General features: G+C 35.2%; 20 protein-coding genes and 1 pseudogene. 5 read left to right on the top strand and 16 right to left on the bottom strand.

Features of this window, described 5'->3' with window-relative positions; all coding sequences use genetic code 11:
* Positions 1-25 precede the first annotated feature (25 nt).
* The 4 genes from F0460_RS01670 to cyoE form a co-directional block, all read right to left on the bottom strand.
* Complete coding sequence (locus F0460_RS01670) at positions 26-373, bottom strand: cytochrome C oxidase subunit IV family protein (RefSeq protein ID WP_150009618.1); 348 nt, start codon at positions 371-373, stop codon at positions 26-28.
* A 19-nt stretch (positions 374-392) separates the two neighbouring features.
* Positions 393-1,385 carry a cytochrome c oxidase subunit 3 gene (locus F0460_RS01665; protein ID WP_150009616.1) on the bottom strand — a complete coding sequence of 331 codons (993 nt, stop codon included), beginning with the start codon at positions 1,383-1,385 and terminating at the stop codon, positions 393-395.
* A 66-nt stretch (positions 1,386-1,451) separates the two neighbouring features.
* Complete coding sequence (locus F0460_RS01660; protein ID WP_150009614.1) at positions 1,452-2,036, bottom strand: cytochrome c oxidase subunit 3; 585 nt, start codon at positions 2,034-2,036, stop codon at positions 1,452-1,454.
* Positions 2,036-2,881 (bottom strand): heme o synthase, encoded by an 846-nt coding sequence (gene cyoE / locus F0460_RS01655; protein WP_150009612.1) that lies wholly within the window; start codon positions 2,879-2,881, stop codon positions 2,036-2,038. Before cyoE ends, F0460_RS01660 begins: the two co-directional genes overlap by 1 nt.
* Here cyoE and F0460_RS16085 point away from each other — a divergent pair.
* Positions 2,859-3,014: a hypothetical protein gene (locus F0460_RS16085; RefSeq protein WP_190304063.1), complete on the top strand. Its 156-nt coding sequence runs from the start codon at positions 2,859-2,861 to the stop codon at positions 3,012-3,014. The two genes, cyoE and F0460_RS16085, sit on opposite strands and share 23 nt — an antisense overlap.
* 26 nt (positions 3,015-3,040) lie before the next feature.
* Here the strand turns inward: F0460_RS16085 and deoC are convergent, their stop codons facing one another.
* The 6 genes from deoC to F0460_RS01625 form a co-directional block, all read right to left on the bottom strand.
* A complete protein-coding gene (gene deoC / locus F0460_RS01650) occupies positions 3,041-3,778 on the bottom strand; it encodes a deoxyribose-phosphate aldolase (protein WP_150009610.1) in 738 nt (245 codons plus the stop codon).
* Between the two features lie 20 nt (positions 3,779-3,798).
* The gene (locus F0460_RS01645; protein WP_150009608.1) at positions 3,799-4,179 is read right to left on the bottom strand and encodes a VanZ family protein; all 381 of its coding nucleotides are present in this window, start codon (positions 4,177-4,179) and stop codon (positions 3,799-3,801) included.
* Entirely contained in the window at positions 4,172-4,552 is a 381-nt protein-coding gene (gcvH, locus tag F0460_RS01640; protein WP_150009606.1) for a glycine cleavage system protein GcvH, read from the bottom strand. Before gcvH ends, F0460_RS01645 begins: the two co-directional genes overlap by 8 nt.
* 59 nt (positions 4,553-4,611) lie before the next feature.
* Positions 4,612-11,931 carry a T9SS outer membrane translocon Sov/SprA gene (gene sov / locus F0460_RS01635; protein ID WP_223810743.1) on the bottom strand — a complete coding sequence of 2,440 codons (7,320 nt, stop codon included), beginning with the start codon at positions 11,929-11,931 and terminating at the stop codon, positions 4,612-4,614.
* A 4-nt stretch (positions 11,932-11,935) separates the two neighbouring features.
* Complete coding sequence (gene ruvA / locus F0460_RS01630) at positions 11,936-12,517, bottom strand: Holliday junction branch migration protein RuvA (RefSeq protein ID WP_150009604.1); 582 nt, start codon at positions 12,515-12,517, stop codon at positions 11,936-11,938.
* Between the two features lie 81 nt (positions 12,518-12,598).
* Complete coding sequence (locus tag F0460_RS01625; RefSeq protein ID WP_150009602.1) at positions 12,599-14,884, bottom strand: NADP-dependent malic enzyme; 2,286 nt, start codon at positions 14,882-14,884, stop codon at positions 12,599-12,601.
* 325 nt (positions 14,885-15,209) lie between these two features.
* Here F0460_RS01625 and F0460_RS01620 point away from each other — a divergent pair, with 325 nt between their 5' ends.
* Positions 15,210-16,340 (top strand): DUF3800 domain-containing protein, encoded by a 1,131-nt coding sequence (locus F0460_RS01620; protein ID WP_150009600.1) that lies wholly within the window; start codon positions 15,210-15,212, stop codon positions 16,338-16,340.
* Positions 16,341-16,405: 65 nt separating this feature from the next.
* On the opposite strand, the gene queG is transcribed toward F0460_RS01620, so the two are convergent.
* Both queG and ruvB read right to left on the bottom strand, forming a co-directional pair.
* Entirely contained in the window at positions 16,406-17,341 is a 936-nt protein-coding gene (gene queG, locus F0460_RS01615) for a tRNA epoxyqueuosine(34) reductase QueG (RefSeq protein ID WP_150009598.1), read from the bottom strand.
* Positions 17,331-18,365: a Holliday junction branch migration DNA helicase RuvB gene (gene ruvB, locus F0460_RS01610; RefSeq protein WP_150009596.1), complete on the bottom strand. Its 1,035-nt coding sequence runs from the start codon at positions 18,363-18,365 to the stop codon at positions 17,331-17,333. The genes queG and ruvB overlap by 11 nt, the downstream gene beginning before the upstream one ends.
* A gap of 116 nt (positions 18,366-18,481) precedes the next feature.
* Between ruvB and F0460_RS01605 the strand changes: the two genes are divergently transcribed.
* The 3 genes from F0460_RS01605 to F0460_RS01595 all read left to right on the top strand — a co-directional run bounded on the left by F0460_RS01605 (position 18,482) and on the right by F0460_RS01595 (position 21,740).
* Complete coding sequence (locus F0460_RS01605) at positions 18,482-19,102, top strand: class I SAM-dependent methyltransferase (RefSeq protein WP_150009594.1); 621 nt, start codon at positions 18,482-18,484, stop codon at positions 19,100-19,102.
* Between the two features lie 303 nt (positions 19,103-19,405).
* Complete coding sequence (locus F0460_RS01600; protein WP_150009592.1) at positions 19,406-20,923, top strand: DUF4394 domain-containing protein; 1,518 nt, start codon at positions 19,406-19,408, stop codon at positions 20,921-20,923.
* Between the two features lie 409 nt (positions 20,924-21,332).
* Positions 21,333-21,740, top strand: a complete 408-nt coding sequence (locus tag F0460_RS01595) for a helix-turn-helix domain-containing protein (RefSeq protein ID WP_150009590.1) — start codon at positions 21,333-21,335, stop codon at positions 21,738-21,740.
* Positions 21,741-22,253: 513 nt separating this feature from the next.
* On the opposite strand, the pseudogene F0460_RS01590 reads toward F0460_RS01595, so the two are convergent.
* The 4 genes and pseudogenes from F0460_RS01590 to F0460_RS01575 all read right to left on the bottom strand — a co-directional run.
* Positions 22,254-22,352: pseudogene (locus F0460_RS01590) on the bottom strand (IS1 family transposase); the annotation flags it as partial.
* A gap of 195 nt (positions 22,353-22,547) precedes the next feature.
* Entirely contained in the window at positions 22,548-23,684 is a 1,137-nt protein-coding gene (locus F0460_RS01585) for an FAD-dependent monooxygenase (RefSeq protein ID WP_150009588.1), read from the bottom strand.
* A 103-nt stretch (positions 23,685-23,787) separates the two neighbouring features.
* The gene (locus F0460_RS01580; protein ID WP_150009586.1) at positions 23,788-24,393 is read right to left on the bottom strand and encodes a hypothetical protein; all 606 of its coding nucleotides are present in this window, start codon (positions 24,391-24,393) and stop codon (positions 23,788-23,790) included.
* 108 nt (positions 24,394-24,501) lie between these two features.
* Positions 24,502-26,307, bottom strand: coding sequence for a cytochrome c oxidase subunit I (locus tag F0460_RS01575; RefSeq protein ID WP_150009584.1), 1,806 nt, complete (start codon positions 26,305-26,307; stop codon positions 24,502-24,504).
* Positions 26,308-26,327: the final 20 nt, after the last annotated feature.

Below are 26,327 nucleotides of genomic sequence, written 5' to 3'. Positions count from 1 at the left end.
CGCCTTTTTAACTCTTATTTATGGATTAAAATATCCATCTCATTGATGATGTTTTAAATACATCGTGAATATATTCTCCTTCAATTAACAACAAACAAACAAGGTAAGCTATTAAGAATACCATTGGTGCTACAATTGACCAGCGGAATGATGATTTTTCGCCTTCTAGGTGCATAAACGCCCACATAATGTAGTAAGCTTTTACGATTGTTAAGATGATGAATATCCAGTTTAAGTAACTTAAGCTAAATAATTCGTTATGAAATAAAGCATCTGGTTTTAAAATACCCAAGATAACTTCAACTATAGTAAGTACAGATAAATAAATGAATACCTGCCAAATTCTTTTTGTATTTGATGCGTGTGCTCCCATTTTTTTAATTTTTAATAGATTATACTAAATAGAAGAATGTAAATACAAACACCCATACTAAATCTACAAAGTGCCAATATAATCCAACTTTTTCAACCATTTCGTAAGTTCTTCTTTTTTCGTAAGTACCTAACAACACATTAAAGAAAATAATGATGTTTAACAACACACCTACAGAAACGTGGAATCCGTGGAAACCTGTAATGAAGAAGAATAAATCTCCGAAACTTTTGTGACCGTATTCGTTACGAACCAAGTTTGCACCTTCTACCACAAATTTAAAATCGTTTGCACGCTTTAAAGTTTGTTCACGGTTTAAAGTTATTTTCTCGTGTTTGTTACCAGGAACAGTATGTTGTGTTCTGATTAAAACATCTGGATTTTTTTCTAATCCGGCTTTTACCTGACTTAAAGAAACAGAAGTATTGCTACCGCCTGACATTCCCCAAACACCTTTGTTTTTTGTTAAAGCAGCATCTTCTCTTGCCATTGTAGTATCAGCAAAATCTGCCAACGCCAAACGTTTACCGTCTTTATCAACAAACTGCAGTATTTCACCACCTCTTGTTTCAACAGCACCGTAAGTACCTGTAATAAAGTTTTTCCACTCCCATGCCTGTGATCCAACGAAAACAAGACCACCAACAATGGTTAATAACATATAAGTTGCCACTTTCTTTTTCTTCATCTGATGACCAGCGTCTACCGCCAATACCATCGTTACCGATGAAAAGATCAAGATAAATGTCATTAATGCTACGTAATACATTGGTGCATCTACACCATGCATAAACGGAAAGTGATTAAAAACCTCATCGGCAATTGGCCAAGAGTCCATAAATTTAAATCTTGTAAATCCATACGCAGCAAGAAATCCTGCAAAAGTTAATGAATCTGACAAGATAAAAAACCACATCATCATTTTCCCATAGCTCGCTCCAAGAGGATGAATATCTTCCCCACCTTCCCAGATTTTTTCTTTAGTCGCTGCTGTAGTAACTGTCGCTCCCATAAAAAGTTTAAGTGTTAAAAAGTTCCCAAATTTACATCTTTTTTCTTTTAAAGAAAAGTAAAAAGACTATTTGTAAAAAGTAAAAAATAAAAACAAATACAACCACAAGAAACCTAAAAAGTGCCAAAACATCACACTTAACTCAATTCCAAGGGTTTGAGATGCATTATATTTTTGTTTATAATGATTATAAATTACAATTAATAATGAAATTAATCCGCCTGCCAAATGGGCAATGTGTACTAAAACCACCACATATAAAAATGATGTTGTTATGGTACTTTGACTACCCGTGAAAAAATATCCTGCTTCGATTACCTGATTGAATCCTTGAAACTGTAATGCTACGAACGCAAGACCTAAAATCAACGTGGCACCCAACATGGCACTTGTTAAAGATCGGTTGTTTTTTTCGATAGCTTTTTTAGCTATGTGAAATGTAACACTGCTTAAAACAATTACCAAAGTACTCCATAAAAAAGCCTGTGGCAAATCGAAATCTTTTAACCAGTCCGGACGGTTTTTACTGATTACATAAGCACTTGTTAAGCCCGCAAAGATCATTACGATACTTCCCATTGCAAAAATAAGCATGGTTTTGTAAGCCTTTGCTTTTTGCATTTGTTCTCTGTTAACCTCTTCAATATTCATTATCGCAGGAATTTATCTAAAATAAAAATTATCTGAATTAAAGTAATATATGTTACGCTTATCAACATTAATGTTTTTGCCGATTTATCGGTCTGTTTTCTATACAACTGCACGCCACCATACAACATCCACAAACCTGCTACCAATACCAATACTGCTGCAACTGGCGATAAATACAATCTGCCGGTATAACCTGTTGCCGGTAATAACGACGCAATGATCAACCAAACACAGTACAAAATAACCTGTAATGCTGTTTTCTTGTCTTTTTTACGCGTTGGCAATAAATAGAATCCTCCTTTTTGATAGTCGTTAAATAAGAACCAACCCAATGCCCAGAAATGAGGAAACTGCCAAAAAAACTGAATCAGGAAAAGTGTCCCGGCTTCGATACCAAACTGATCGGTATGTGCCACCCAACCCAACATAAAAGGAATGGCTCCGGGAAAAGCACCTACGAAGACAGCCAATGGTGTTAACGGTTTTAAAGGTGTGTAAACGCTTGTATATAAAAAGATAGAAATAGCGCCGAACATTGCCGTTTTTGGACTTACAATGTAAAGAATCAACAGTCCGACCACAGTTAATGCCGAAGCTAAAATAAATGCGGTATTTTTTGAAACGCGCCCCGATGAAATTGGACGGTTTTTAGTACGATCCATTTTAGCATCCAAATCTTTTTCTATGATCTGATTAAATGCGTTTGATGCACCCACCATACAATATCCACCCACCGCAAGCATCATCAGTTTCATAAAATCGATCTGCTGCCAGTCTTCTACCGCCAGCAGATATCCTGCCAAAGTAGAAAAAACCACGCTAATGGCTAAACCTACCTTGGTCATGCTTTTAAATTCTGATAGCGCTGAAACTTTTATTGTTGATGAAGGTGTTTCCAAAATGACTTGTTTGCTGATGAAATTTGGTTTGCAAATATACTTTAAAAAAAATCTTAAAACTAACTATTTACGCTTTTAAAGTGTTAAACAAAACCGAAAAAAGGTTTACAACAGTTCGGTTTCAGCAATAATTTCGTTTTGTGCAGAAGTACCAATACGCTTTACGCCCATTTCCAAATAAAACAAAACTTCTACCAAGGTTTTTATTCCGCCCGATGCTTTTACAGATAACGGCGTAGCATTTTCCAACATCAAAGTAATTGCATTGGGTGTTGCTCCGTTTGGTTGATTATCTTTTGTTTTATAAAAACCTGTAGATGATTTAACGAACACGTTTGCGTAATCGGTTTCTTTAAAATTTCGAATCACCACGTTTTTGACTAAAGCGGTAATCTGAATAATTTCTTTGTTTGATAATGCTGCGGTTTCAATAATCCATTTTACGGTTTTGTGATGTTGCAAACCCAATAGAGTACATTCTTTCACCTGATTTTGAACCAAAGCAAGCTCTCCATTTTTAAACGCCTGATAATCTATTACAAAATCCAGATCATCTGCACCGTTATCAATAGCCAATTGTGCTTGTGATAATTTTTCTTGTAAATTGGCTGTTCCTTCGGGAAAATCGATAACTGTTCCCACCAAAATCTTGCTTTTATTTTTAACCAAATACTGTTTAGCAGTTGCAACATATTCCGGACGAATCATTACACATTTGTATTTGTTTTTTACAGCATTTTGCAACAACTCTTGTACAACGGCATCATTTTCTAATTTAGAAATATTTGCTTGTTCAGGTGTTTTAAGATAGGTGGCGTCTAAAAAATCGTTTACATTCTTCATGTTACTAAAATAAAAAAACCTCACGAATTGTGAGGTTTAAATTTTGTATATATTAAATAAACGGTGGTTCCGAATAAAACGCCCAAGGTGTTACAAAGCACATCCAACCATTCAAACGAACGCTGTGTTGGCAGTATATCCTGTAAAAACTCGACCATCAATCCAAATAAAATCAAACCAAAAACAATTAAGGTAAGATTTAATTTAAAGGTGGATGCTTTTTTATTCAGCAACGCCCAAGACCATAAAAAAGACGATGTTGTGTAAAATATAAAATGAACAACTTTATCTAAATTTGGAATGCGTATTTTTTGAACTTCGTTGATGTTTGATAAATTTATCAAACAGAAAATCAATATTAAAACATTCCAGCTTATGGCAATAAGCTTTTTATTATGCACCTATTAATTCTTTATATTGATCAGCTGTTAATAAAGCATCAACCTGTGCAGTATCGGCAACTTTTACTTTAATCATCCAACCTGCAGCATAAGGATCGGTATTTACCAATTCTGGTTCTGTTTCCAGGTTTTCGTTAAATTCTACCACTTCGCCAGAAACAGGTAAAAACAAATCAGATACTGTTTTTACGGCTTCTACCGTTCCAAAAACCTCATCCTGATCTAACGTTTGGTCAAGCGTTTCCACTTCCACATAAACGATATCTCCTAATTCTTTCTGTGCAAAATCGGTAATTCCAACCGTTGCAATGTCGCCTTCTAAACTAACCCACTCGTGGTCTTTTGTATACTTTAAATTAGCTGGTATATTCATTGTTTATTATTTTAAAAGCAAATGTATAACTTTATTGATGATTGAAAAATTTTTAATGTTTAATTTCCGAAATTATATCGTAAAGTAATTCCCGAACGCAAGTTTGTAATTGGATACATGGTTGAAATTACCGCTTTACTAAACATATGTTCGTAATAAAAACGTGCGGTAAAATTCTTACTAAAATCATATTCGGCACTTACCTTAATGTTTTTAATATCCTGCCCTGCCCCAATCTGGTTGTTGTTATAATCTAAATAACGAATAAGTGTTTGGTTGCGGCGCCATGAAAATTCGGTTACAAAACGCATATCGCTTATAATTCTACCTCCATTAGCAACACCTTCAAAATTAGTGGTAAAACCAACATCTTTAATAATAAAACCTAACTTAAAGTTGTATTCGCTACCTTGAACTTCGGTTAACAAGTTATTATCAAAACTCATAGACAACATTCTGTCTTTATTTATTCCGAAACCAAAATCGAGACCCGACTTTGTTAAGAAATCAATTCGCATCAATGGTCTAAATTCTTCTGTCATAGTAATATTACTAACTACATTTTTAGTAGGATAATTACCCCCAGCATTCAATACATTTGGGTTTTCCAGATACTCATAATTTGTTTGGAAATTGTTTACAGCATAACCTGAAGTATATTTATGCGATAAAGTAACCCTTGTAAAAGTATTTTTAAACCAGCCCAATTTAGCCAGTCCGTTATACCTTAATTCCCAGTTTGGCAACGGAATACTTCTTAAAAAGCCGTTGTCTTGTTTTGATATATCTCTACCCGAATATGCCGCCAGGAACGAAGGCATTAATACTTCTTGATTGGTTCTACTGTAGCCAACCGGATAACCATATTCATCGATATTTGCAGGATCTGATAAATCAATACCGCGTGCTGCAGCTAAACGATTTGCTACTACTATTCTATTTGCTTTAAATTGTTCAAAAGCAGCCGATCCGTTAACATCGCTTCTACCAAATGCAGTTCCGATCATGATGTTTGATGTTTGAAACATTCCGTATTCGTAAGGCGAACGCGAATTATACATCCCGTCTACCACATCATATTGTTCAGACATGTTTGAACTATATTGCTTTCTGGCATCAATCGTAAGAGTTAAATCAGTCACAGGACGAGCTTCGGCTCTGAACGATAAATTTTGAGTATGCATACGGCTGAACTCTTGGTTAAATTCTGGATAGTAAGTTAACCAACCTTTACGAGCGGCATCGTAACGAACATCTTCTTGCGAACCAAACACATAACCCAATGTAGGACGCGATGTTCCGAAAAATCCTAAACCACCCAAATAACCTGGCAATACCGTACCATTAGATTCTTCGTAAGTTACACTTGCGTTCTTAACCATGGTAACTACATTAATAAGGGCATCTAAAGCAGCCGAACCTTTTTCTTCTTGCTCTTTTTTCTCTTTATCGGTCAACTCTTTATTGCGTTCTACTTTCTCTCCAGGTTTTGGTTTTTGAGAAAGAGATGCTGCAGCTTTTTTAGGATTTTGTTTACTTGTTACCAAGCCTAAATATTTATACAGCACATCCATCTGTATGTTGGTATTTAAACTATGTCTGTTTGCATTTTGAATGGTGTTACCCAACTGGTAATTTACACCTTCGTAGTCAACACTTGAAAAAGCATCGGTTGCACGTTGCCAGCTGTAATCGCCAGTATATGAATAATCACTGTTGATGAACGACAAGAAAGGCAATTTATCAAAAGGTAATTTATAGTTTAACTGTAACGTTTGCATGCGCATATTAGGCGTACCTTGATCAAAATAACCATCCCATATTCCTAGAGAATTATCTACAAAACGGTTTTCATCCATAAAATTACGAACCACATTATTGTTAGATGCCGTGTAATTAACAGTTAAACTTTTTGTCAGGTTAAAATTAAGCCCGTAGTTGTAATTAAAGAAATAATTTCTTCGATACAACGGTTGAATTTCGATACCTTCAACATCAATCATTCTGTATTTCTGCTGGTTGTATTGACGTAATACATCAGAATGAAAAGTTACGTTTGTTGGCAAAAGATTCAAATTAAAATCGGTTATCAACTTTAAATAGCGATTCTTTTTTAAACCTTCCGCTTTTTTAAACGGTTCGATATTCCAAGGTTTGAATGAGTATGCATAATCTACAGATGAACGTGCCTGTTGATCTAACATTTGTTCCACTTCAAAATTGTGCTGCTCTACCTGATTGAACGAGTGTGAAAGCGTTAAATTTTCTACATCGTAAAAACGTTGTTTCTGGTTTTGTCCGCGTTGTTTGTTTACCCCAATAAAATTGATACTTGTACGTTTGGTATATTCTATGGCACGATCTTTAATCTGTTTACGTTCATCGGCACTTTGTGCTTCGTCCATTTTTGTTTTTAAACGAACATCCGGATCGTTTGGATCGTATTCTGGCGTAATTTTTTCTTCGGCAATAGAATAACTAAACGGAATATTCAAATTCCATTTTTTAGGTAATACCTGATGTGCATTAACTGCCGTTGTAACATTATAGTTAAAAATATCTTCACGACTGCGTTCTTGCGGACCTTGTTCTAATGAACCAAAGCCCATAGTTTGCTTGTTAACCGTTGCCGTTACCGCAGCAAAATCTGCTACTTTAGCATCAACAGTTGCAACAGCTGCCCAACCGCCTTTATTGGTCATATCGGACATACGGAGTTCGTTAAACCAAACTTCCCCGCGAATATCTCTTGGCGATTGCGGAGAATCCTGATAAAGTACTCTTGTATTATTTCGAACCCCAATCATAATGGTTCTTAACATTCCAAAGTTCGGATTTCCTTTTACACCAATTCGCAGCTTGTTGATTTTACTTGCCAATTCCGGCGCCAGTTCGTCTTCGTTTTTAAAATAGATAAAATTAGGATCTTGATTTTGATCACGGTTACGCATCAGCTTCAACTTGGTAAGCAATTCTAACTGTAATTCAATTTCATTGGCTAACGGCCAAATTTCTTCTGAAATAGTTCTACCCCATTCTGTTGTTTTCAATGGAATTTCCACCTGGTAGAAGTTGTTAGTAAAATCGTTACCAAAACGAATAAATGCTACCATTTCATCATCTTTCAACCTAGAAGCATCTGTAGCACTTTCTAATGCTTCAGCGTGTAAAAACATACGCAGTTTTTTGTACTGACGCATATCAATATTCCCTACATTTTTAAATACTGCTCTTGAATCATCAGGTTCTAAACCATCAGGAGTAACAGTTGAATTTGCCTTATACACACGTAAAGACAATGCCTGCTCGTTTTGGTTGATGATAGTATTATTTTGGTTTACACGTTCACGGTTAATACCCGGAGGCAAAACATAAGGTATAGGCGTACGCGAATAATTATTCAATATATTCAAAGTAGTAACATCGAAACCTGTGTTTGTTCCCTGCACTACAACATTTGGATCTTCTACTAAATTATCGGTGTATCTTCTCCAATCGCTTCGAACCAAATTCAAAGTTGCAAAACGCAATGTTACTTCTTCAGAGAAACCTGTAAGGAACATACGCATAAAACGTACCGACTGTAAATCTGAAATGGCTCCAACAGCATATTCCTGACTTGCAATAATTGGCACTTTATACTGCACCCATTTAACCGGAGTTGTATTTCCGTTTAAAAACTTTTCGGTAGTTGTACGAACGTCAACCACATAATTTTCACCGATTACCGGATTTGAATTTACATTAATTTCGTACTGATAATACGCATTAATGGTGTTCATGGTATTGTCGTTATCAATATCTTCTACATCGGGTAAATTGGTACTACCTCTGTTTGTATCCGAAAACTGAATAGGCGTATTGCCTTGTAAACCATTGTAATTTTTATAGCGCGAAATAATATCGCCTTGCGCAGTCAGGAAAAACTCATAATTATCTGCAGCAGGATCCGCCATGCCCGCAAACTGCGTAAACTTGGCTTTTTCTTCCTCATCGTTCAATCCGTCTAAACCTACATCCTGATAAATACGGTTGTTTGCATCGGTATCAAAAGCATAAATTAAAGCGGTTGATGCAGGAACTTTACCCCAAACCGAACTAATCGTTGGTGCGTTTGTTCCAGGCGTTGGCAATCCGTTTTCGTACTGCTTCATACCGTCCTGCAAAATATCTTCTGAAATGTATCCCAAGTTAAAATAAACCTTACCGGTATTTGCAGTACTTGTAACATCGCCCGCATTTCCTGTATAAGGATCCATCATCCAAAACTCTATGTATTCCACATTCGCTTGTTCAAAATTGGTTGATGCAATGGAACGCATAATACCTGCCCAGTTTTGTTGTGGATTTGGCAATTCGTTACCATTCAAAAACTGTGGATTAAAGTTGTAAGGTCCACGTTCTTTAGGATAATAAGTTAAGTTCAACGGATTTACCGTTAACAACTCACCTTGCGCCACATCCATGGTAGGGAATAATTCTTCTTTATTGATTCGGCGGGTTTTGTTCGATGAAATCATGGCATCGGTAACATTGTCTGGACGACGATACGGACTATAAAAAATTTGATCGATGTTGTACCACGACATTTTTGCACGACGATAGCCCGACTGTAAATCGGTAAAGTTCTCTCCGAAACCAACCGGCACCGATGATAAAAACCACATGGTGGGATTTAATACATCGATGTTACTTTGCGTTCCTTCGAAATTTTCAATGAAAGAAGTTGCTTCACCATTAAGTCGATCCATTTTAGATGCACCCGGTTTTAAATAAGCAAATTCTCCTTTAAAAGTTAAGGTTGACATTACATCGGTATCGATATTTGGCAACTTGTTTACCCAACGTGTTAAGAAAGGTAAATCGGTAGAATAATTGGCATTGAAACCGTAAATAGTGTTGTTTACAGATTCTTCGCCATAGTTTGATTTTACGGTTAAAGGTTGTTCTGTTAAGCGTAAATAGGTGGCACCTAAAATTAATTTATCGTTTACCTGATGATCAACATGAACCCCGAAAAAGTTTCTGCGGTTTTGAGAGAACATCGAATTCTCTTCCACAGAAATCTCAATAGGCGTATTACTATCTCGTAAGCCCGGATCTAAAATCTGAACCACTGCACGCTGGTAATCAACGGTATAATCGGCACCTTCCATCAATGTTCTACCACCTGCCGTAACAACAACAGATCCCTGTGCAATGTTAAATCCATTAATTGGAATCCCATCGCCTGCTGCGCTGCTTGATTTTCCTTTTAACTGAAATTTATTTTTTTCGCTTTCCTGTAATGCTTTAGTGTACGTATTACGGTATAAATTTTTGTAAACGTATTTTTTCTGGTTAGGGTTATAACTTGCATCAACTTCATAATTTTCTGTTGTTCCGCCAGAAAGTTTCTTGAATAAGTGTTCCCCAAAAGGTTCAACCGTTGTAAAAATAACACGCCCGTTTTCTTCGTCGATCGTTATACCTTCAAACTTATTGGTATTTTGTAACGCAGAGTTGTTGTTTCCATAACCACCCTGATTGCTATTATTGTTATTTGAAGGATTATTACTGGTTGGGCTGTTTGCAATATAATCGAACCAACCATCACCACCAGCTTGGGGATCATCGGTAGAATTTAATCTATCTAAATTAAAAACATTCAGTAACGGCGTATTTGCAACATCTGCTGGCAATGTAGTTCCTGCAACCGGAGAAATATAATTTAACGGAGAAGGATCGGTGTACATGATGTTTAAACGGAAACCCTCTTTTTCGATAAAACTTGTATTTGGAATTTTATACATGTTTTTCATCATTAAATCCCAAACAGGTTCGTCTACAGATGCCAAAGTACTCTTCAACATTTTTAAAACCAAGCTCTGCGTTGTTGGAATATCCTGATTGTTTCCATCCTGACCAATTACGGTAGCATCTACTCCATCGGTACCAAATTCTCCAACTTTATAAACTTTTCCACCAATGGTATATTCAAACGCTACAGCCAAAACCTCATCGTTATTCAATGGTTGCTGTAAGGTAATGTATCCCAACTGTGGATGAAACTTAAATTCGTTTCCGACTAATTTACGGGCATTTTCTAATTTCACGTAATCGCGACCTTCGGTCACCGGAATATTGAAACCTGCCTGTGCGGTATTGATCTGACGGATGCCTTCGTTTAAAAAGTTGGTACCGATTGCTCCCGGATTGAACTGGTTATTTTTATTATCAACCGGTGCATTAATTTGCGAAGTTCCAAAAAATGTAGGATTTGCTGTTACATCTAACCCAATGATACGATCGGTACTTGCGTTGCTTAATCGTGCCTCACCCAAATCTTGAAGCGCGATAATATTACGCATGTTATTGTTTGTTTGCCCAACACGGTTTTGACGGTTGGTTACCCAAACTTCCACACGGGTAATACGCACACGGCTGTCGATATACGGATAATTTCTTAATGCATTATCGTACTGATATCTAAAAAATTGCGATAAAAAGAAATTTCGGTTTTGCTCATATTCCAAAGCAAACATTTCAAAGTTTTGAACCGTTCCACCACCTTCGGCAACAATAGTTCTGCGTTCTGATGTTTGTTTAGAAACTACTCCTGTAATTGTTGTACGACCAAATTGCAACTTGGTTTTTATACCAAAAAGATTTTGCGCACCACGTACCAATGAGTTGTTTACAGGCATGCTTACGTTACCAACTTCGATTCCTTGAAGAATAGCATCTTCGTCTGGTTCATAGTTTAACTTCAGCATTTGCTTTTGAAAATCTAACGTTGACTGATTGTTAAAGTTGATATCGGTATTTAATCGCGTTCCTACTTTTCCTTGTAAACTTAAATTAATACGTTGGTTAAAATCTAACGCAAACGTACGGCGGTTTCTTGGCGATATAATCGGGTTATCTTGCTTTGTAAATCGAACCCCCAAATCTAATTCTACGTTACCGCTTGGCTTAACATCAATAGTATTACCACCAAAAATGGTTTCAAAAAGTTTAGAATTTACATAATATCCCGGTAATAAATCTTTCTTTTCATCTTCTGACAAACGGTCTTCGGCTGCTGCCAATCGTTTTGCATAGTATTCGCGCATGGCAGCTTTCAGTAAAATATCCTCGTATTCTTTACGGGTTAAAACCATAGGATATTCCAAATTGTACTCATTGTTGGTAACGGTGTACAAGTACTTGTCTGAAACCGGATCATAGGTATACATTTTCATGATACTGTCTACATCTTTCAAAGAAATAGCACCGCGCATAATTACGGTTTCTTCGTCGGTTTCTTCAATTTGTGCCAAAGCAGGTGCGGCGTTACCCAAAAAGATAACAACCAAAAAGTATTTTAAATAAATGTATATACGTGAAGATGCTCTCAAAATCTTACAACCCTTTTAATGCCAATTTAATAATTTGCTCAACAGTAGCTTCCGGATTTTGCTCTACGATTTTTTTGACTACTTTTTCGGTAGCTTTTCGTACAAAACCAAGAACTTCTAAAGCAGATAACGCTTCTTCTGCATTTGTATTGTTTACAGGTACAGATAAATCTTCTAATCCGTACAATTTCAGCACTTTTTCCTGTAAATCTAATATAATGCGTTGTGCTGTTTTTAGTCCGATTCCTTTGATCGACTGAATTGTTTTTAAATCGTTTGATGCAATTGCATTTATAAGATCTTTAGGCGTAACGTACGAAAGCATGTTGCGTGCTGTATTACCACCGATCCCCGAAACAGAAATTAGCAGCTTAAAAAGCTCGCGTTCTGTTTTTTCTATAAAGCCGTATAAAATATGTGCATCTTCCTTAATCTGAAGGTAGGTGTGAATTTGAATTGCTTCAGCATCTTTGATTAAAGAATAAGAATGCAACGAAATATGGACCTGATAGCCAATTCCGTTGCAATCTATTATAATATCTGTGGGAGTTTTTTCAACCAATCTACCTTTTAAAAACGCAATCATTTTAATGCTTTATATTTTCTTCAAAAATAGAAAATTTTATTAATAAATTAACGCTTAAAGGCTTTGGTATATTTTATAAAACTATATGTTCTTTTTTCGGGCGATTTTTTCCTGCGCATCAATCACCGCTACGGCTGTCATATTCACCATTTCTTCAACACCTGCACCTAACTGAAAAACGTGTACAGGAGCATCTAAACCTAATAGAATAGGACCTATTGATGTAGCGCCGTTCAATTCTTTCAGCATTTTATAGGTTGTATTTGCAGCATCTAAATTAGCAAAAACCAACGTGTTAACTTTCTTGCCTACAAGTTTTGAAAACGGAAACTTCTCTTTCAACATTTGTTTGTTCAATGCAAAATCCATTTGAATTTCACCGTCAACAATCATTTCAGGATACTGTTGGTGTAAAAACTCTACCGCTTTACGCATTTTCTTCGGAGATTCGTCTTTAGAAGATCCAAAATTACCAAACGATACCATTGCAACCGCCGGATCAAAACCAAACATTTTTACCACATGGCTTGTCATTAAGGCAATTTTAGCAATTTCTTCTGCTGTTGGGTTTGGATTTACCGCTGTATCAGCCAAAAATAAAGGTCCGTGATTGGTAAGCATTAAGTTGGTTGATGCTACTTTTGATACACCGTTTGCACGCGGAATTAAATCTAATACCGGTTTTAGTGACGTTGGATAACTGCGTGAATAGCCCGAAAGCATTGCATCAGCTTCACCTTGTAACACCATCATTGATGCAAAATAACTACGATCGCGCATTAATTTTTGAGCATCGATTATTGTTACACCTCTGCGTTCTCTTGATTTCCAGAAAAATTCAGCGTAACGGTTTCTGCGTTCTGATTCTTCATTGGTTTTTGGGTCAATGATCATCACATCGGCATCAAAACCAATTTCTTCTTTCAATTCTAAAATAATCTCTTTATTTCCTAATAAAATCGGAATAGCAATACCTTCTTCGTAAGCAATCTGTGCCGCTTTTAATACATTCAGCTGATCAGCTTCGGTATAAACCACTTTTTTAGGATCTAACTTCGCACGGTTCATTAACATACGAACCAATTTATTGTCTGATCCCATACGGTCTGACAATTCATCGCGGTACGCTTCCCAATTGGTGATAGGTTCTGTAGCCACACCCGATTCGATCGCTGCTTTTGCAACTGCCGGCGGAATTTCAGTCATTAAACGCGGATCAAAAGGTTTAGGAATGATATAATCTTTTCCGAAACTTAATTTCTTTGCTCCGTATGCTATATTTACTTGTTCTGGTACGGTTTCTTTTGCCAGATTTGCCAATGCATAAACGGCAGCCAGCTTCATTTCTTCGTTAATTTTAGTTGCACGAACATCCAAAGCGCCACGGAAAATGAAAGGGAAACCTAAAACGTTGTTAACCTGATTTGGAAAATCAGATCGACCTGTTCCCATAATGATATCTTTACGAGTAGCCATTGCCAAATCGTATGCGATTTCAGGGTTTGGATTTGCCATTGCCAAAACAATAGGATCTGGAGCCATGGTGTTTAACATATCGGCAGAAAGTACGTTTGCTGCAGACAAGCCAATGAAAACATCGGCATCTTTCATGGCGTCTTCCAACGTATGAATGTCGCGGTTGGTTGCCCAAACAGCTTTTGAAGGGTCTAAATTTTCACGATCGGCACGAATAACACCTTTACTGTCTAGCATAACGATGTTTTCTTTTGTTGCACCTACCGAAATATACATTTGCGTACATGAAATTGCTGCGGCACCGGCACCGTTCACAACAATTTTAACGTCTTTAATTTCTTTTTTCTGCAACTCACATGCGTTGATTAATGCCGCACCGGAAATAATTGCCGTTCCGTGCTGATCGTCATGCATTACAGGAATATTCATTTCTTCTTTTAAACGGCGTTCAATTTCAAAACACTCGGGAGCTTTGATGTCTTCCAAGTTAATTCCGCCAAAAGTAGGTTCCAAAGCCTTTACGATCTTAACAAAATCGTCTACATTCTTTGTGTCTACCTCAATATCAAAAACATCGATATCAGCAAAAATCTTAAACAACAAACCTTTACCTTCCATTACCGGTTTTGATGCCAATGCACCAATATCGCCCAAACCTAAAACTGCGGTTCCGTTACTAATAACTGCCACCAAGTTTCCTTTAGCGGTATATTTATAAGCGTTTTCAGGATTTTTTTCGATTTCCAGACAAGGTTCAGCAACTCCGGGTGAATAAGCCAATGCCAAATCGCGTTGTGTGCTTGTAGGTTTTGTTGGTACTACGGCAATTTTACCGGGTTTTGGTTTTGCGTGATATAATAAAGCTTCTCTTCTTTTTGAATCTTTGTGCATGATTTCGTTTTTTGATAAGTAACAAATATAACAAGCTTAAAATTAAGAACGAAAAAGTTTTGCTTACTTTTTTTGAAGAAATGGAATAAATAATAGCATTACACAAGATTTTGTTGTTTGTTACAAATGCTATTAATTATTTTTTACACATTTTAATAGTTCCATTGTAATTGTTCATTTTAAATAAAATAATACTGACATTTATTATAAAACTATAATACCTTACAACACTTAAATTTACAATATAAAACAAATCATACTTTTTTTAACATTTAAATAGTATATTGCGTGGATGTATATTTAAGCAGACATTTTTAGAAAACGTATGAAACAAGTTATAGCATTTGCGGATGAATTTGGTAATAATTCATTTAGATTTAATACTGAAAGTACCCATTTTATAATCGCTGCTATAATTGTAAATTATGAAGATCTTCCTGAATTTTATGAAAACATAGAAAATATTAGAAAAAAATATTTTCAAACAGGTGAAATTAAATCTTCCAAAATCAAAGGTAATTACAAAAGAAGAGAACTTATCTTAAAAGATATTGTTAAATTAAAATTTAATATTTATTCTGTCGTAGTCGATAAAACTAAACTATTTGGAGAAGGTTTCAAATTTAAAAAATCTTTTTATAAATATTTAAATGGTATACTTTACAAGGAATTATTTAAAACTTTCCCAAAATTAGAACTTAAAGTAGATGAACACGGCGGAAATGACTTTATGCTTGAATTCAAAAATTATGTTCAGCAAAACCATATCAGTACATTATTTGAAGGTTCAGAGTTTTTAGTTAACAAAAGTCATAATGAATTAGGTGTACAAGTTGCTGATTTAATAGCTGGTACTTTAGGTTATATTTTTGATGAACATAAAAAAAGTGAATACTCAGAAACATTTATGAATATAATCTCTAAAAGATTAATTTCTATAAATCAATTTCCTAAACCATACTTAATTCAAGAATATACAATTGATGATAATTTTAATCAAACTATAACTGATTTAAGTTTAAGAAGTATTTTTGACTATTTAGATACAATTCTTATAGATAACCAACAAAAACAAGATTCTGTTAATTTTTTAAAATTGCTTGTAAGATATCACGAATCAAATCATTTTAAAAATTACACAACTGCACAAGAATTTATAAATCATTTGAACGTAAATAGAGAAACTAATATTAGTAAAGAACAATTTGTGAATATGATAGGTAATTTGCGAGATAAAGGAATACTAATTGGTAGTAGTCGTGAAGGATATAAAATCCCTGCAAATTACTTAGAAGTAAAAAAATATGTTCAGCACGGAAACTCAATAATTATGCCTTTATTAAGACGAATAAATGTTTGTAGAGAGTCTATTTTGTTGGCAACTAACAAAGAACTTGATATCCTTGATGATCCAGAATTTGAAAAACTTAAAGAAATAATAAAGAATGTCTGCTAAAATCGTATTGTCTCAATATCGCAAAAAGGAGAAACTTTTCAGTTTCTTCTTTTTTATATAACAAATTACAAATCTTCTTTCTTTAAAAACGCTATATTCCGAGTTAAACCAGAAAACTTAGTACGTTTAACCGCCGATTTTTTAAAAATTTCGTTGAACAATTCGTTTGTTAAGTCGTTCCATTGCTGTTTGTCGTAATCAATCAACGTAGGTTTTGGCTTAAACAGCGGTTCTGAATTTGGTTTTGTAAAACGGTTCCACGGACAAACATCCTGACAAACATCGCAACCGTACATCCAATCGTCTAACTTACCGGAAAATTCATCGGGAATGGCATCTTTCAGTTCAATTGTCAAATACGAAATACATTTGCTACCGTTTACAATATAAGGTGATTCTATTGCCTGTGTGGGGCAAGCATCGATACAAGCGGTACACGAACCACAGTGATTTGTTGTTGCGGTATCGTACATCAAATCCAAATCAATGATTAATTCAGCCACGAAAAAAAACGATCCTTCAGTTTTTCTGATTAAATTGTTGTTTTTACCAACCCAGCCCAAACCGCTTTTTGCTGCCCAAGCTTTATCTAACACCGGAGCCGAATCGACAAAAACGCGACCATCGACCTCGCCTATCTCATCGTTAATAAAATGAAGCAAATCTTTCAATTTGTCTTTTATCACAAAATGATAATCTTCGCCGTACGCGTATTTTGAAATTTTATAAGAATCCTGATTTTGCTGTTCGGAAGGAAAATAATTCAATAGTAAAGACACAACCGATTTTGCACCGGGAACCAGCAAACGCGGATCTAAACGCTTATCGAAATGATTTTCCATATACTTCATTTCGCCGTGCATGTTGTTTTTTAACCAACTTTCTAAACGCGGCGCTTCTTCTTCTAAAAAAGTAGCTTGGGAAATACCACAATAAGAAAAGCCCAAATCGCGGGCTTTATCTTTTATAAACTGTGTATATTTTTCTTTGTTAGTCATGATCGTTAAACAAACCTGCTTGCTTGCCTAAATTCTGTTTGCCCAAATGGGTGTATGCTTTTTCGGTAACTTCACGTCCGCGCGGTGTACGGTAAAGAAATCCTTCCTGAATAAGAAATGGTTCGTACACTTCTTCAATGGTTTCCGAATTTTCTGAAACGGCTGTCGCCAACGTTGATAAACCTACCGGACCGCCTTTAAATTTTTCGATAATAGTCGAAAGGATTTTGTTATCCATTTCGTCTAATCCGTATTTATCAACATTCAATGCTTTTAAGGCGTAACGTGAAATTTCAATATCGATACTTCCGTTACCTTTTATCTGCGCAAAATCACGCACTCTACGCAACAACGCATTGGCTATACGAGGTGTTCCACGGCTTCGACCTGCAATTTCAATGGCAGCTTCCATATCAATAGGAACCTTTAAAATGGTTGCACTACGCTCTACGATGGTTGATAATAATTCGATATTGTAATACTGTAAACGACTTTGAATGCCGAAACGTGCACGCATTGGTGCGGTTAACAAACCAGAACGTGTGGTTGCACCAACCAACGTAAAAGGATTCAGGTTGATTTGAACCGAACGTGCATTTGGACCAGATTCGATCATTATATCGATCTTAAAATCTTCCATTGCCGAATACAGATATTCTTCTACAACGGGACTTAACCTGTGAATTTCATCGATAAACAGAATATCACGTTCTTCCAGATTGGTTAACAAACCGGCTAAATCTCCGGGTTTATCCAACACCGGACCCGATGTAATCTTGATTCCTACATTTAATTCGTTCGCCAAAATATTAGACAAAGTTGTTTTTCCCAAACCCGGAGGTCCGTGAAACAACGTGTGATCTAGAGCTTCGCCACGCAAATTGGCAGCTTTTACAAACACCTTTAAATTTTCTAATACCTGATCTTGACCCGCAAAATCATCAAACGAGAGCGGACGCAGCTTTTTTTCTACATCGATTTCTTCGTTCGAATAATTTTCGTTGGTTGGATTTAAATGTTCGTTCATAGTGCAAATATACTATTTTTACACAAGAAAAAATTTTCTGTTTTGTGATTGTAAAAAATGATATTACAAATTAACCCGTTGTATCTTTAGTCAAAATCACTATTAAAATTATCAAAATGAACTGTACGCTTTGCTCTACTTTTTTGACCGAAAATGCTGATGTTGATTATTACATCTGCTCTAAATGTAACGCTTATTTAAAACGTGATGATTTGTATTTTGATAAAGCAAATGAGAAAAATCATTACGAGCAACACAACAATGATGTAAACGATGTAGGTTACAAGAATTTCACCGCGCCTGTTACAGATACTGTTTTAGAATACTGTTCTAACGAAATGCTTGGGTTAGATTATGGTTGTGGTAAAGGTCCGGTGATTAGCAAACAGCTTATAGAAAAAGGATATCGCGTTGATTTGTACGATCCGTATTTTTATCCGGATACTTCGTACTTAAACAATACCTACGATTATATTTTTAGTTGCGAGGTGTTTGAACATTTTTATAATCCTTTAGAGGAAATAACTAAACTGTACAGCATTCTTAAACAAGGCGGACTTTTAATTGTGAAAACTCATTTATACAACAACCAAACCGATTTTAAAAACTGGTATTATCGTAAAGATCAAACACATGTTTTCATCTACACCTTTAAAACTTTTGAATATATAGCCGAGCATTTTGGATTTGATATCGTTACAATAGAAGAAAAATTGGTGGTTTTGAGGAAGAGGTAAAAGGATTTTTTTATTCATTTGATGCATCTAAAATAATCCACATTAAAAATACTTCGTAACTGTTTGTTGTTTGCTGAATTTGGAATACAACGCATTAATAAATTTCTAACATAAATAGAAAAATTACATATCTCCCTAAATTACAGCACTTTCATTTGATCCTTTTTAAAACTTTGAGACACTATGCCGGAAACCTTGTTTACAAAAGTCAATAAATTGTACAAAATATTATATTTTCTTTTAATTTCTAAATCCAAAACAGTAATTGCTTCGTATATAATTTAAAATTCTAAATTGAAAGTTATGAAAAAGAAAACAATTCAAAGAATCTTAAAAACATCTGTTTTATGTTTGGCTTTTGTTGGCTGTAACGATGATATTTTACCGATCGACCAAATTGGCAATCCGGTTCAAGCTCCTGATGTTAATTTTACTGCTTTAACAAACAATAACAAACTGGCATTTTATAATGCTAAAAATCTTAACAATCCTATAAGTACGGTTTCAATAACTGGTATGCAGTCTGGCGAAACAATTACGAGTATCGATTATCGTCCGGCAACCGGTCAATTATACGGTTTAGGCAGCACCGGCAGGTTGTACTTTATTCATGAAGTTTCTGGCTTAGCAACTGCTTTAAGTGACCAACCATTAAATCCTGCTGTTTCGGGTGCAAATGCTTCTATTGATTTTAATCCAACTGTTGACAGAATCAGATTAGTAACCGAATCGGGACAAAATTTAAGATTACACCCGGAGCTTGGTACGGTAGCGGCTACTGACGGATCAATAAACGGTGGAAATTCTCCAAGAATTGGTGCTGTTGCCTATACAAACAGTGTGGCAGGAGCTGCTTCAACACAATTGTACGATATTGATTTTGAAGAAGATAAACTTTACATTCAAACTCCGCCTAATGATGGTGGTTTACAATTTGTCGGTAATTTAACAGTAGATTTTAACGGTGTAGGTGATTTCGATATTAATCCCGATAATTCTGCGGCTTTAGCTGTAACCCGCAATAATGATAAATCAACACTATATACTATTAACCTGACTTCAGGAAAAGCAAGTATGGTTGGAATGTTTGCCGAACCTGTTATAAGTTTGGCATTTAAAACAAACCCAGTTGCATTTGCTACCACATCTGATAACAAGCTTATTCGATTTAATCCAATTAACGGTTCGTCTTCTCAAGCTGATCTTTTAGGTCTTGAAAGCAATGAAATGATTGTTGGTTTAGATTTTCGTCCTGCAAAAGGAATGCTATATGCCATAACTAATAAAAGCAGGTTACTTACTATTAATACATCTAACGGTCAAACAACCGCGATTGGTGCTACTCTGACTCCTGCTTTATCAGGAACCACATTTGGTTTTGATTTCAATCCAACTGTTGACCGTATAAGATTAGTTAGTAACAATGGTCAAAATTTAAGGTTACACCCAGATTTAGGAACTGTTGCAGCAACAGACGGAAATCTAAATCCCGGATCTCCCAATATTACAGGAGCCGCGTACACAAATAGTGCAGCGTCTGCAACATCAACATTATTATATGTAGTTGATTCTGAAACCAATATGTTATACACCCAAACCCCACCAAATGACGGCGTTTTAGTTTCTGTTGGGGCTTTAGGAATAAATATTGAAGCAGATAACGGATTTGATATTGGAGGAACAAGTAACAGTGCTTTCGGGTTGTTTACAGTGAACGGTGCAAAAGGAGTTTACAGTATTAATTTAATGACCGGGCAAGCTACTTTAGTATCAAGTTTTCAAAATAATATAACAGCAATGGCTGTTGGGCTTGGATTTTAAAATAAACAACAAACAATAATAAGTGTAATTTAATTAAGTAAGAAGCCATTAAGTTGGCTTCTTTTTTTATTATGTCGAATAAAAATCATTTCCAGTTTTAAGAGCACAAAAGACTTGTAAATATAATAACTCTAGCGTGACTCCAACTTCGGCAAGTGTAAACAAAATAACCTGCTCCATAAATTACGCAATCGGACAATTTTATTTAAATAGCCATGCATGTTTTTTTGCACTGAGTAATAAAAAAATACATCTGTTGATATTCATAATCAACTGTGGAATTCTTGGTTCTTTTAACTTCACGATACTCTTCACTTTTTTGCGTTTCCTAAGGAGCATACATTTTAGATATGCCTTTTGTTATTAAAAAAAATGAGTATATTTGAATTTATCAAAATACAGAGGACTTATGGAGACGACTCAAAAAAAACATTTAGGACGTAACATTAGCCGTATACGCGAAATGAAAGGAATGAAACAAGAAACACTTGCGGAGCTTCTGGGTATCAGCCAGCAAAAAATGTCGGTAATTGAAAATACAGAAGAATTAGACGATGCCAAGCTAAACGAGATTGCTAAAGCTTTAGACGTGCCAGCGAACGCAATAAAAGAATATTCGGACGAACGAATGATTAATATAATTTCTCATAATACTTTTCAAAATGATTCTTCTGCTGTGAAGAATTTGTACAATCCAACTTTCAATCCTTTAGACAAACTAGTAGAAGCGTATGATGAGAACAAGAAATTATACGAACGTCTTTTACAAGCAGAAAAAGACAAGACACTTTACTTAGAACAATTGTTAAAAAAATAAGAATTACTCAATTAACTTAATATCCCACAAAAAGTAATAAATTCTACTATTTCATAAAGAGGTAGTCGAATTTTTTGCTTTTTATCCATTTTACCGAAAATATGTTTCATACACTAGGGTAGCCTTAACCATGCTTTATCTACGGAGCATCCCCCTAGCTGCTATTTTAGAAAATCTTTCGGTTATTCGTTTTTGAGTAATTATTAGTTATGTAACCGATATATGGTAAAAATGTATGTTTTTCATAAATATCTTAATCGGCTGTTGATTTAGACTATTCACATTGTAAACATTTAGCAAAAATTTAAAATAACCTTCTCACTTCGGTCCATAGGGATGGTCCATATAAGATAAACCACATTCGGTACCAAGTACATAAAGAAAAGAAATCCTTCATAAAGGTAATGTACTTACAGAGCTAAAGATTTAAAGAAAGCCCGAACATGACTTGCATAACGCCTGCTTTTTTTGTACTTATAAGTCTTAGCTACAAATTCACTGATTGTTGAAAATCTAGGAAAAATAAATATTTAAAACAGCCTTGAGCATAACTTCTCTTTTACTAAAGCAGATGGTTTTACGGTTCAATCTTTTTAAATGCGTACGCAAGGTGCAAAAAACACACCATTTTTAAACTAATTGATAAAATGATTACCAATAAAAAGTTTAAAGATTTCTTTAATAAAAATATAGCTGCCATTTATTATAGCACGAGCAAGATGCTCGCGCCAGCGTGGGGTTATAAATTCTATCAACACTTATGATACATTACCTTACTTTTACGGTGTATCTATAATAACTTTACTACTAATTCCTTAAATAACCCACTTTAAAAATACTTTCTAACTGTTTGTTGTTAGCTGATTTTGGAATACAACGCATTAATAAATTTCTAACATAAATAATAAAACTATTTTCGAGATGAGCTATTTTACCAATTCTCCAGCTTGATTTTACAATTTCATGTGCTTTCTTGATTCGTAGCTTTTGATACTCTTTAAAAACAGTTTCTATTGGCTTATCTTCCTGATAAAGTTTGGCAAGCAAATAGGCATCTTCAATTGCCTGACAAGCTCCCTGACCTAAATTTGGAGTAGTAGCATGTGCTGCATCCCCCAATAAGCATACGTTTTTATTATACCATTTATGAATAGGTTTTAAATCTATGATTCCGTTTTTAATAACAGTACCATTAGACGTACTTTCAATAATATTTAGTACATCGTTACTAAAATCTGAAAATAAATCCTCCAAGTCATTATCATGCTGATTGATTAAAGATTCGTTTACAACGGCATACCAATAGATGTCTTGACTATTAATTTGAACAAAACCAAAGCGTTTTCCTTTACCCCAAGCTTCTACAGCTTTATTGTTGTAATCTTTAGGCAACAATACTTTTGAAACACCTCGCCAACATATCTGCTTTGTATCGCGTATTTGTGATGGATCAAACAACTGATTTCGCACAAAAGACTTAATACCATCGGCAGCAATAACAATATCGGCAGTTTCAATTGAGCCATCTTCAAAAAACAATTTGACGTTTTCGCTTTGTTCAATCTTTAAAAGTCGTTTTGATAATTTTATATTTTTAAAACCGATTTCTTCTGCCAAGATATTTTGTAAAACTGCACGGTGAATAGAAACATTACAAACGCCGTATTTAACTTCAAACTCTTTAAGATCCATAACCGAAAGTGATCGCAACTTATGATCAGTAATATTCATTGAAGAAACCTTTACGCCTGCGTTTTCAATCTTTTCGTGAATACCCAACTTTTTAAAAATCTGCATGGCATTGTTCGCTATTCCGATTCCGGCACCAACCGGTTTAATCTCAGTAGCACTTTCGTACACTGTAACATTAAAACCTTTTTGTTTAAAAGCTAAAGCAGCAGTTAGTCCGCCAATTCCTGCACCTATAATTGCAATTTGTTTCATATTAATCTTTTTATGAGCACGAGCAAGATGCTCGCGCCAGCATGATTTTTAAATTCACGGATTACAAATCCGCGTCACGGGATTTCTCTGATACAGATTTTACTTAATCTACCATGAAATAATTATAATTTATAGCTTTATAAACTTCAAAAAGATCTGATTTAGGGATTTTATATTTATTATCTATAGTAATTGGACTGCTCATTATTACGATCTTTTTATTATTATAATAGTCTCTATCACTCTTATCAGTCAAATTCCCAATGCAATATTCACTTTTTATTATAGTATAATATATTTTTATGTTCTTGGAATAAGATAAATCTTTAATCTTAATTGATGATAAATAATTCATTTCTTTTAGATTATCTATTATTCTTTCCAGATTATCCCCTCCGTAATTGCTTACAGCATTAAATGTATCTGTCGTATACACATCATTAATATTAAAAGATTTGCCTCGTTTACAATCTTCAAGTTGAACGTCAGCAAAATCATCTATTAATACAGGCATCATTCCACTATCTTTCAATGGGATATTTATCGAATCAACTTCAATAACGAAAAATTTTGTTTGATATTTATCAATAGTAAGATCATTGATCTTATCTACTCGTATAAACAGTAAATTATTATTCATTTCTTGTGGATAAACCACACCAGAAAAGATACATACAAACATATATATAAAACCAACTTTTAATTTCATGAGAGTGTCTTCATTTAAATTTAAAAAAATTCAACTATAAATATAAGCCTATTTAGCAAAATAACATCCATAAAAAAACTCCCACAAATTGCGGGAGTTTTATATATATTAAAGATGTCCACCATCTTTTTCGCCATCTCTTAAAGGCACAGTCTGCGGAACAAAATCTTCTTCGTAACCAGGCTTAGAATAATCATAAGGCCAACGGTATACTTCTGGAATTGCCCCCGGCCAGTTACCGTGCATGTGCTCTACCGGTGTAGTCCATTCTAAAGTTGTAGCTCTCCATGGGTTTCTTGGCGCTTTCTTACCATAGAAAATACTATAGAAGAAGTTAAACAAGAATACCAATTGGAACGCTGCTCCTACTAATGCAAACATGGTAATTAAGATATTCACATCTACCATATCGTCGAACATTGGGAACGCTGAGTTGGTGTAGTAACGACGTGGTAAACCAGCCATACCAATAAAGTGCATTGGGAAGAAAACTCCGTAAGCACAAACTACCGTTACCCAGAAGTGAATATAACCTAAGTTCTTATTCATCATACGTCCGTACATTTTAGGGAACCAGTGGTAAATACCAGCGAACATTCCGTAAAGAGCAGATATACCCATTACTAAGTGAAAGTGTGCAATAACGAAATACGTATCGTGTACGTTGATATCCAACGTTGAATCTCCTAATATAATACCTGTTACACCACCTGTAATGAACGTTGATACGAAACCAATACAGAATAACATAGAAGGGTTCATTTGTAAATTACCTTTCCATAATGTAGTAATGTAGTTGAACGCTTTTACTGCCGATGGAATTGCAATTAACAATGTTGTAAAGGTAAATACCGAACCTAAGAACGGGTTCATACCTGATACGAACATGTGGTGACCCCAAACAATTGTAGATAAAAATGCAATTGCTAAGATAGATGTAATCATGGCACGGTAACCAAAGATAGGTTTACGAGCGTTTGCCGAAATTACTTCTGACGTAATACCCATTGCTGGTAAAATTACGATATATACCTCAGGGTGACCTAAGAACCAGAACAAGTGTTCAAATAATACCGGAGATCCACCTTGATAATGTAACACCTCTCCTGCTAAATAAATATCAGACAAGAAGAAAGACGTACCAAAGCTTCTATCCATAATTAACAATAATGCAGCCGATAATAATACAGGGAACGATACAATACCAATAATTGCAGTTACCCATAAAGCCCATATTGTTAACGGCAAACGTGTCATAGACATACCTTTTGTACGCATGTTTAACACCGTTACCACATAGTTTAATGACCCCATTAACGATTGTGCAATGAACAATGCCATAGAAACCAACCACAACGTCATACCTGTACCAGAACCTGGAATTGCTTCAGGAACTGCCGATAACGGAGGATAGATAGTCCAACCTGCCGAAGCCGGTCCAGACTCTACGAACAATGAAGAAATCATTACGATACAAGCAATAAAGAAGATCCAATATGATAACATATTCATGAATCCTGAAGCCATATCGCGCGCTCCGATCTGTAATGGAATTAATAAGTTAGAGAACGTACCTGATAAACCTGCAGTTAATACAAAGAATACCATGATGGTTCCGTGAATGGTAACTAAAGCTAAATAAATATCGTTACGCATTACACCACCCGGAGCGAAATCGTCTCCTAATAACCAAGAGAATACTTTGAATGATTCTTCTGGCCAAGCGATTTGGATACGGAATAATAATGACATTGCAATACCAATGATTCCCATAATAATACCTGTTACAAGGAATTGTTTGGCAATCATTTTATGATCCTGACTAAAGATGTACTTTGTTACAAAAGTTTCTTTATGGTGGTGATCATCGTGTGAGTGATCGTGTGTTAATTCGTGTCCTACTACTGCTGACATACTAATAATTTTATATTGGT

It is taken from the genome of Paenimyroides baculatum (genome assembly GCF_008629655.1).
Taxonomy (GTDB): domain Bacteria; phylum Bacteroidota; class Bacteroidia; order Flavobacteriales; family Flavobacteriaceae; genus Flavobacterium; species Flavobacterium baculatum.
The sequence above is the reverse complement of the archived record's forward strand: the minus strand, read 5'-3'. Positions and strand labels throughout refer to the sequence as shown.

Coding starts and splice junctions, on each gene's coding strand:
- F0460_RS01670 (WP_150009618.1), bottom strand. CDS start 373: ATGGGAGCACACGCATCAAATACAAAAAGAATTTGGCAGGTATTCATT.
- F0460_RS01665 (WP_150009616.1), bottom strand. CDS start 1,385: ATGGGAGCGACAGTTACTACAGCAGCGACTAAAGAAAAAATCTGGGAA.
- F0460_RS01660 (WP_150009614.1), bottom strand. CDS start 2,036: ATGAATATTGAAGAGGTTAACAGAGAACAAATGCAAAAAGCAAAGGCT.
- F0460_RS16085 (WP_190304063.1), top strand. CDS start 2,859: ATGGCTAAACCTACCTTGGTCATGCTTTTAAATTCTGATAGCGCTGAA.
- cyoE (WP_150009612.1), bottom strand. CDS start 2,881: ATGACCAAGGTAGGTTTAGCCATTAGCGTGGTTTTTTCTACTTTGGCA.
- deoC (WP_150009610.1), bottom strand. CDS start 3,778: ATGAAGAATGTAAACGATTTTTTAGACGCCACCTATCTTAAAACACCT.
- gcvH (WP_150009606.1), bottom strand. CDS start 4,552: ATGAATATACCAGCTAATTTAAAGTATACAAAAGACCACGAGTGGGTT.
- ruvA (WP_150009604.1), bottom strand. CDS start 12,517: ATGATTGCGTTTTTAAAAGGTAGATTGGTTGAAAAAACTCCCACAGAT.
- F0460_RS01625 (WP_150009602.1), bottom strand. CDS start 14,884: ATGCACAAAGATTCAAAAAGAAGAGAAGCTTTATTATATCACGCAAAA.
- F0460_RS01620 (WP_150009600.1), top strand. CDS start 15,210: ATGAAACAAGTTATAGCATTTGCGGATGAATTTGGTAATAATTCATTT.
- ruvB (WP_150009596.1), bottom strand. CDS start 18,365: ATGAACGAACATTTAAATCCAACCAACGAAAATTATTCGAACGAAGAA.
- F0460_RS01605 (WP_150009594.1), top strand. CDS start 18,482: ATGAACTGTACGCTTTGCTCTACTTTTTTGACCGAAAATGCTGATGTT.
- F0460_RS01600 (WP_150009592.1), top strand. CDS start 19,406: ATGAAAAAGAAAACAATTCAAAGAATCTTAAAAACATCTGTTTTATGT.
- F0460_RS01595 (WP_150009590.1), top strand. CDS start 21,333: ATGGAGACGACTCAAAAAAAACATTTAGGACGTAACATTAGCCGTATA.
- F0460_RS01585 (WP_150009588.1), bottom strand. CDS start 23,684: ATGAAACAAATTGCAATTATAGGTGCAGGAATTGGCGGACTAACTGCT.
- F0460_RS01580 (WP_150009586.1), bottom strand. CDS start 24,393: ATGAAATTAAAAGTTGGTTTTATATATATGTTTGTATGTATCTTTTCT.
- F0460_RS01575 (WP_150009584.1), bottom strand. CDS start 26,307: ATGTCAGCAGTAGTAGGACACGAATTAACACACGATCACTCACACGAT.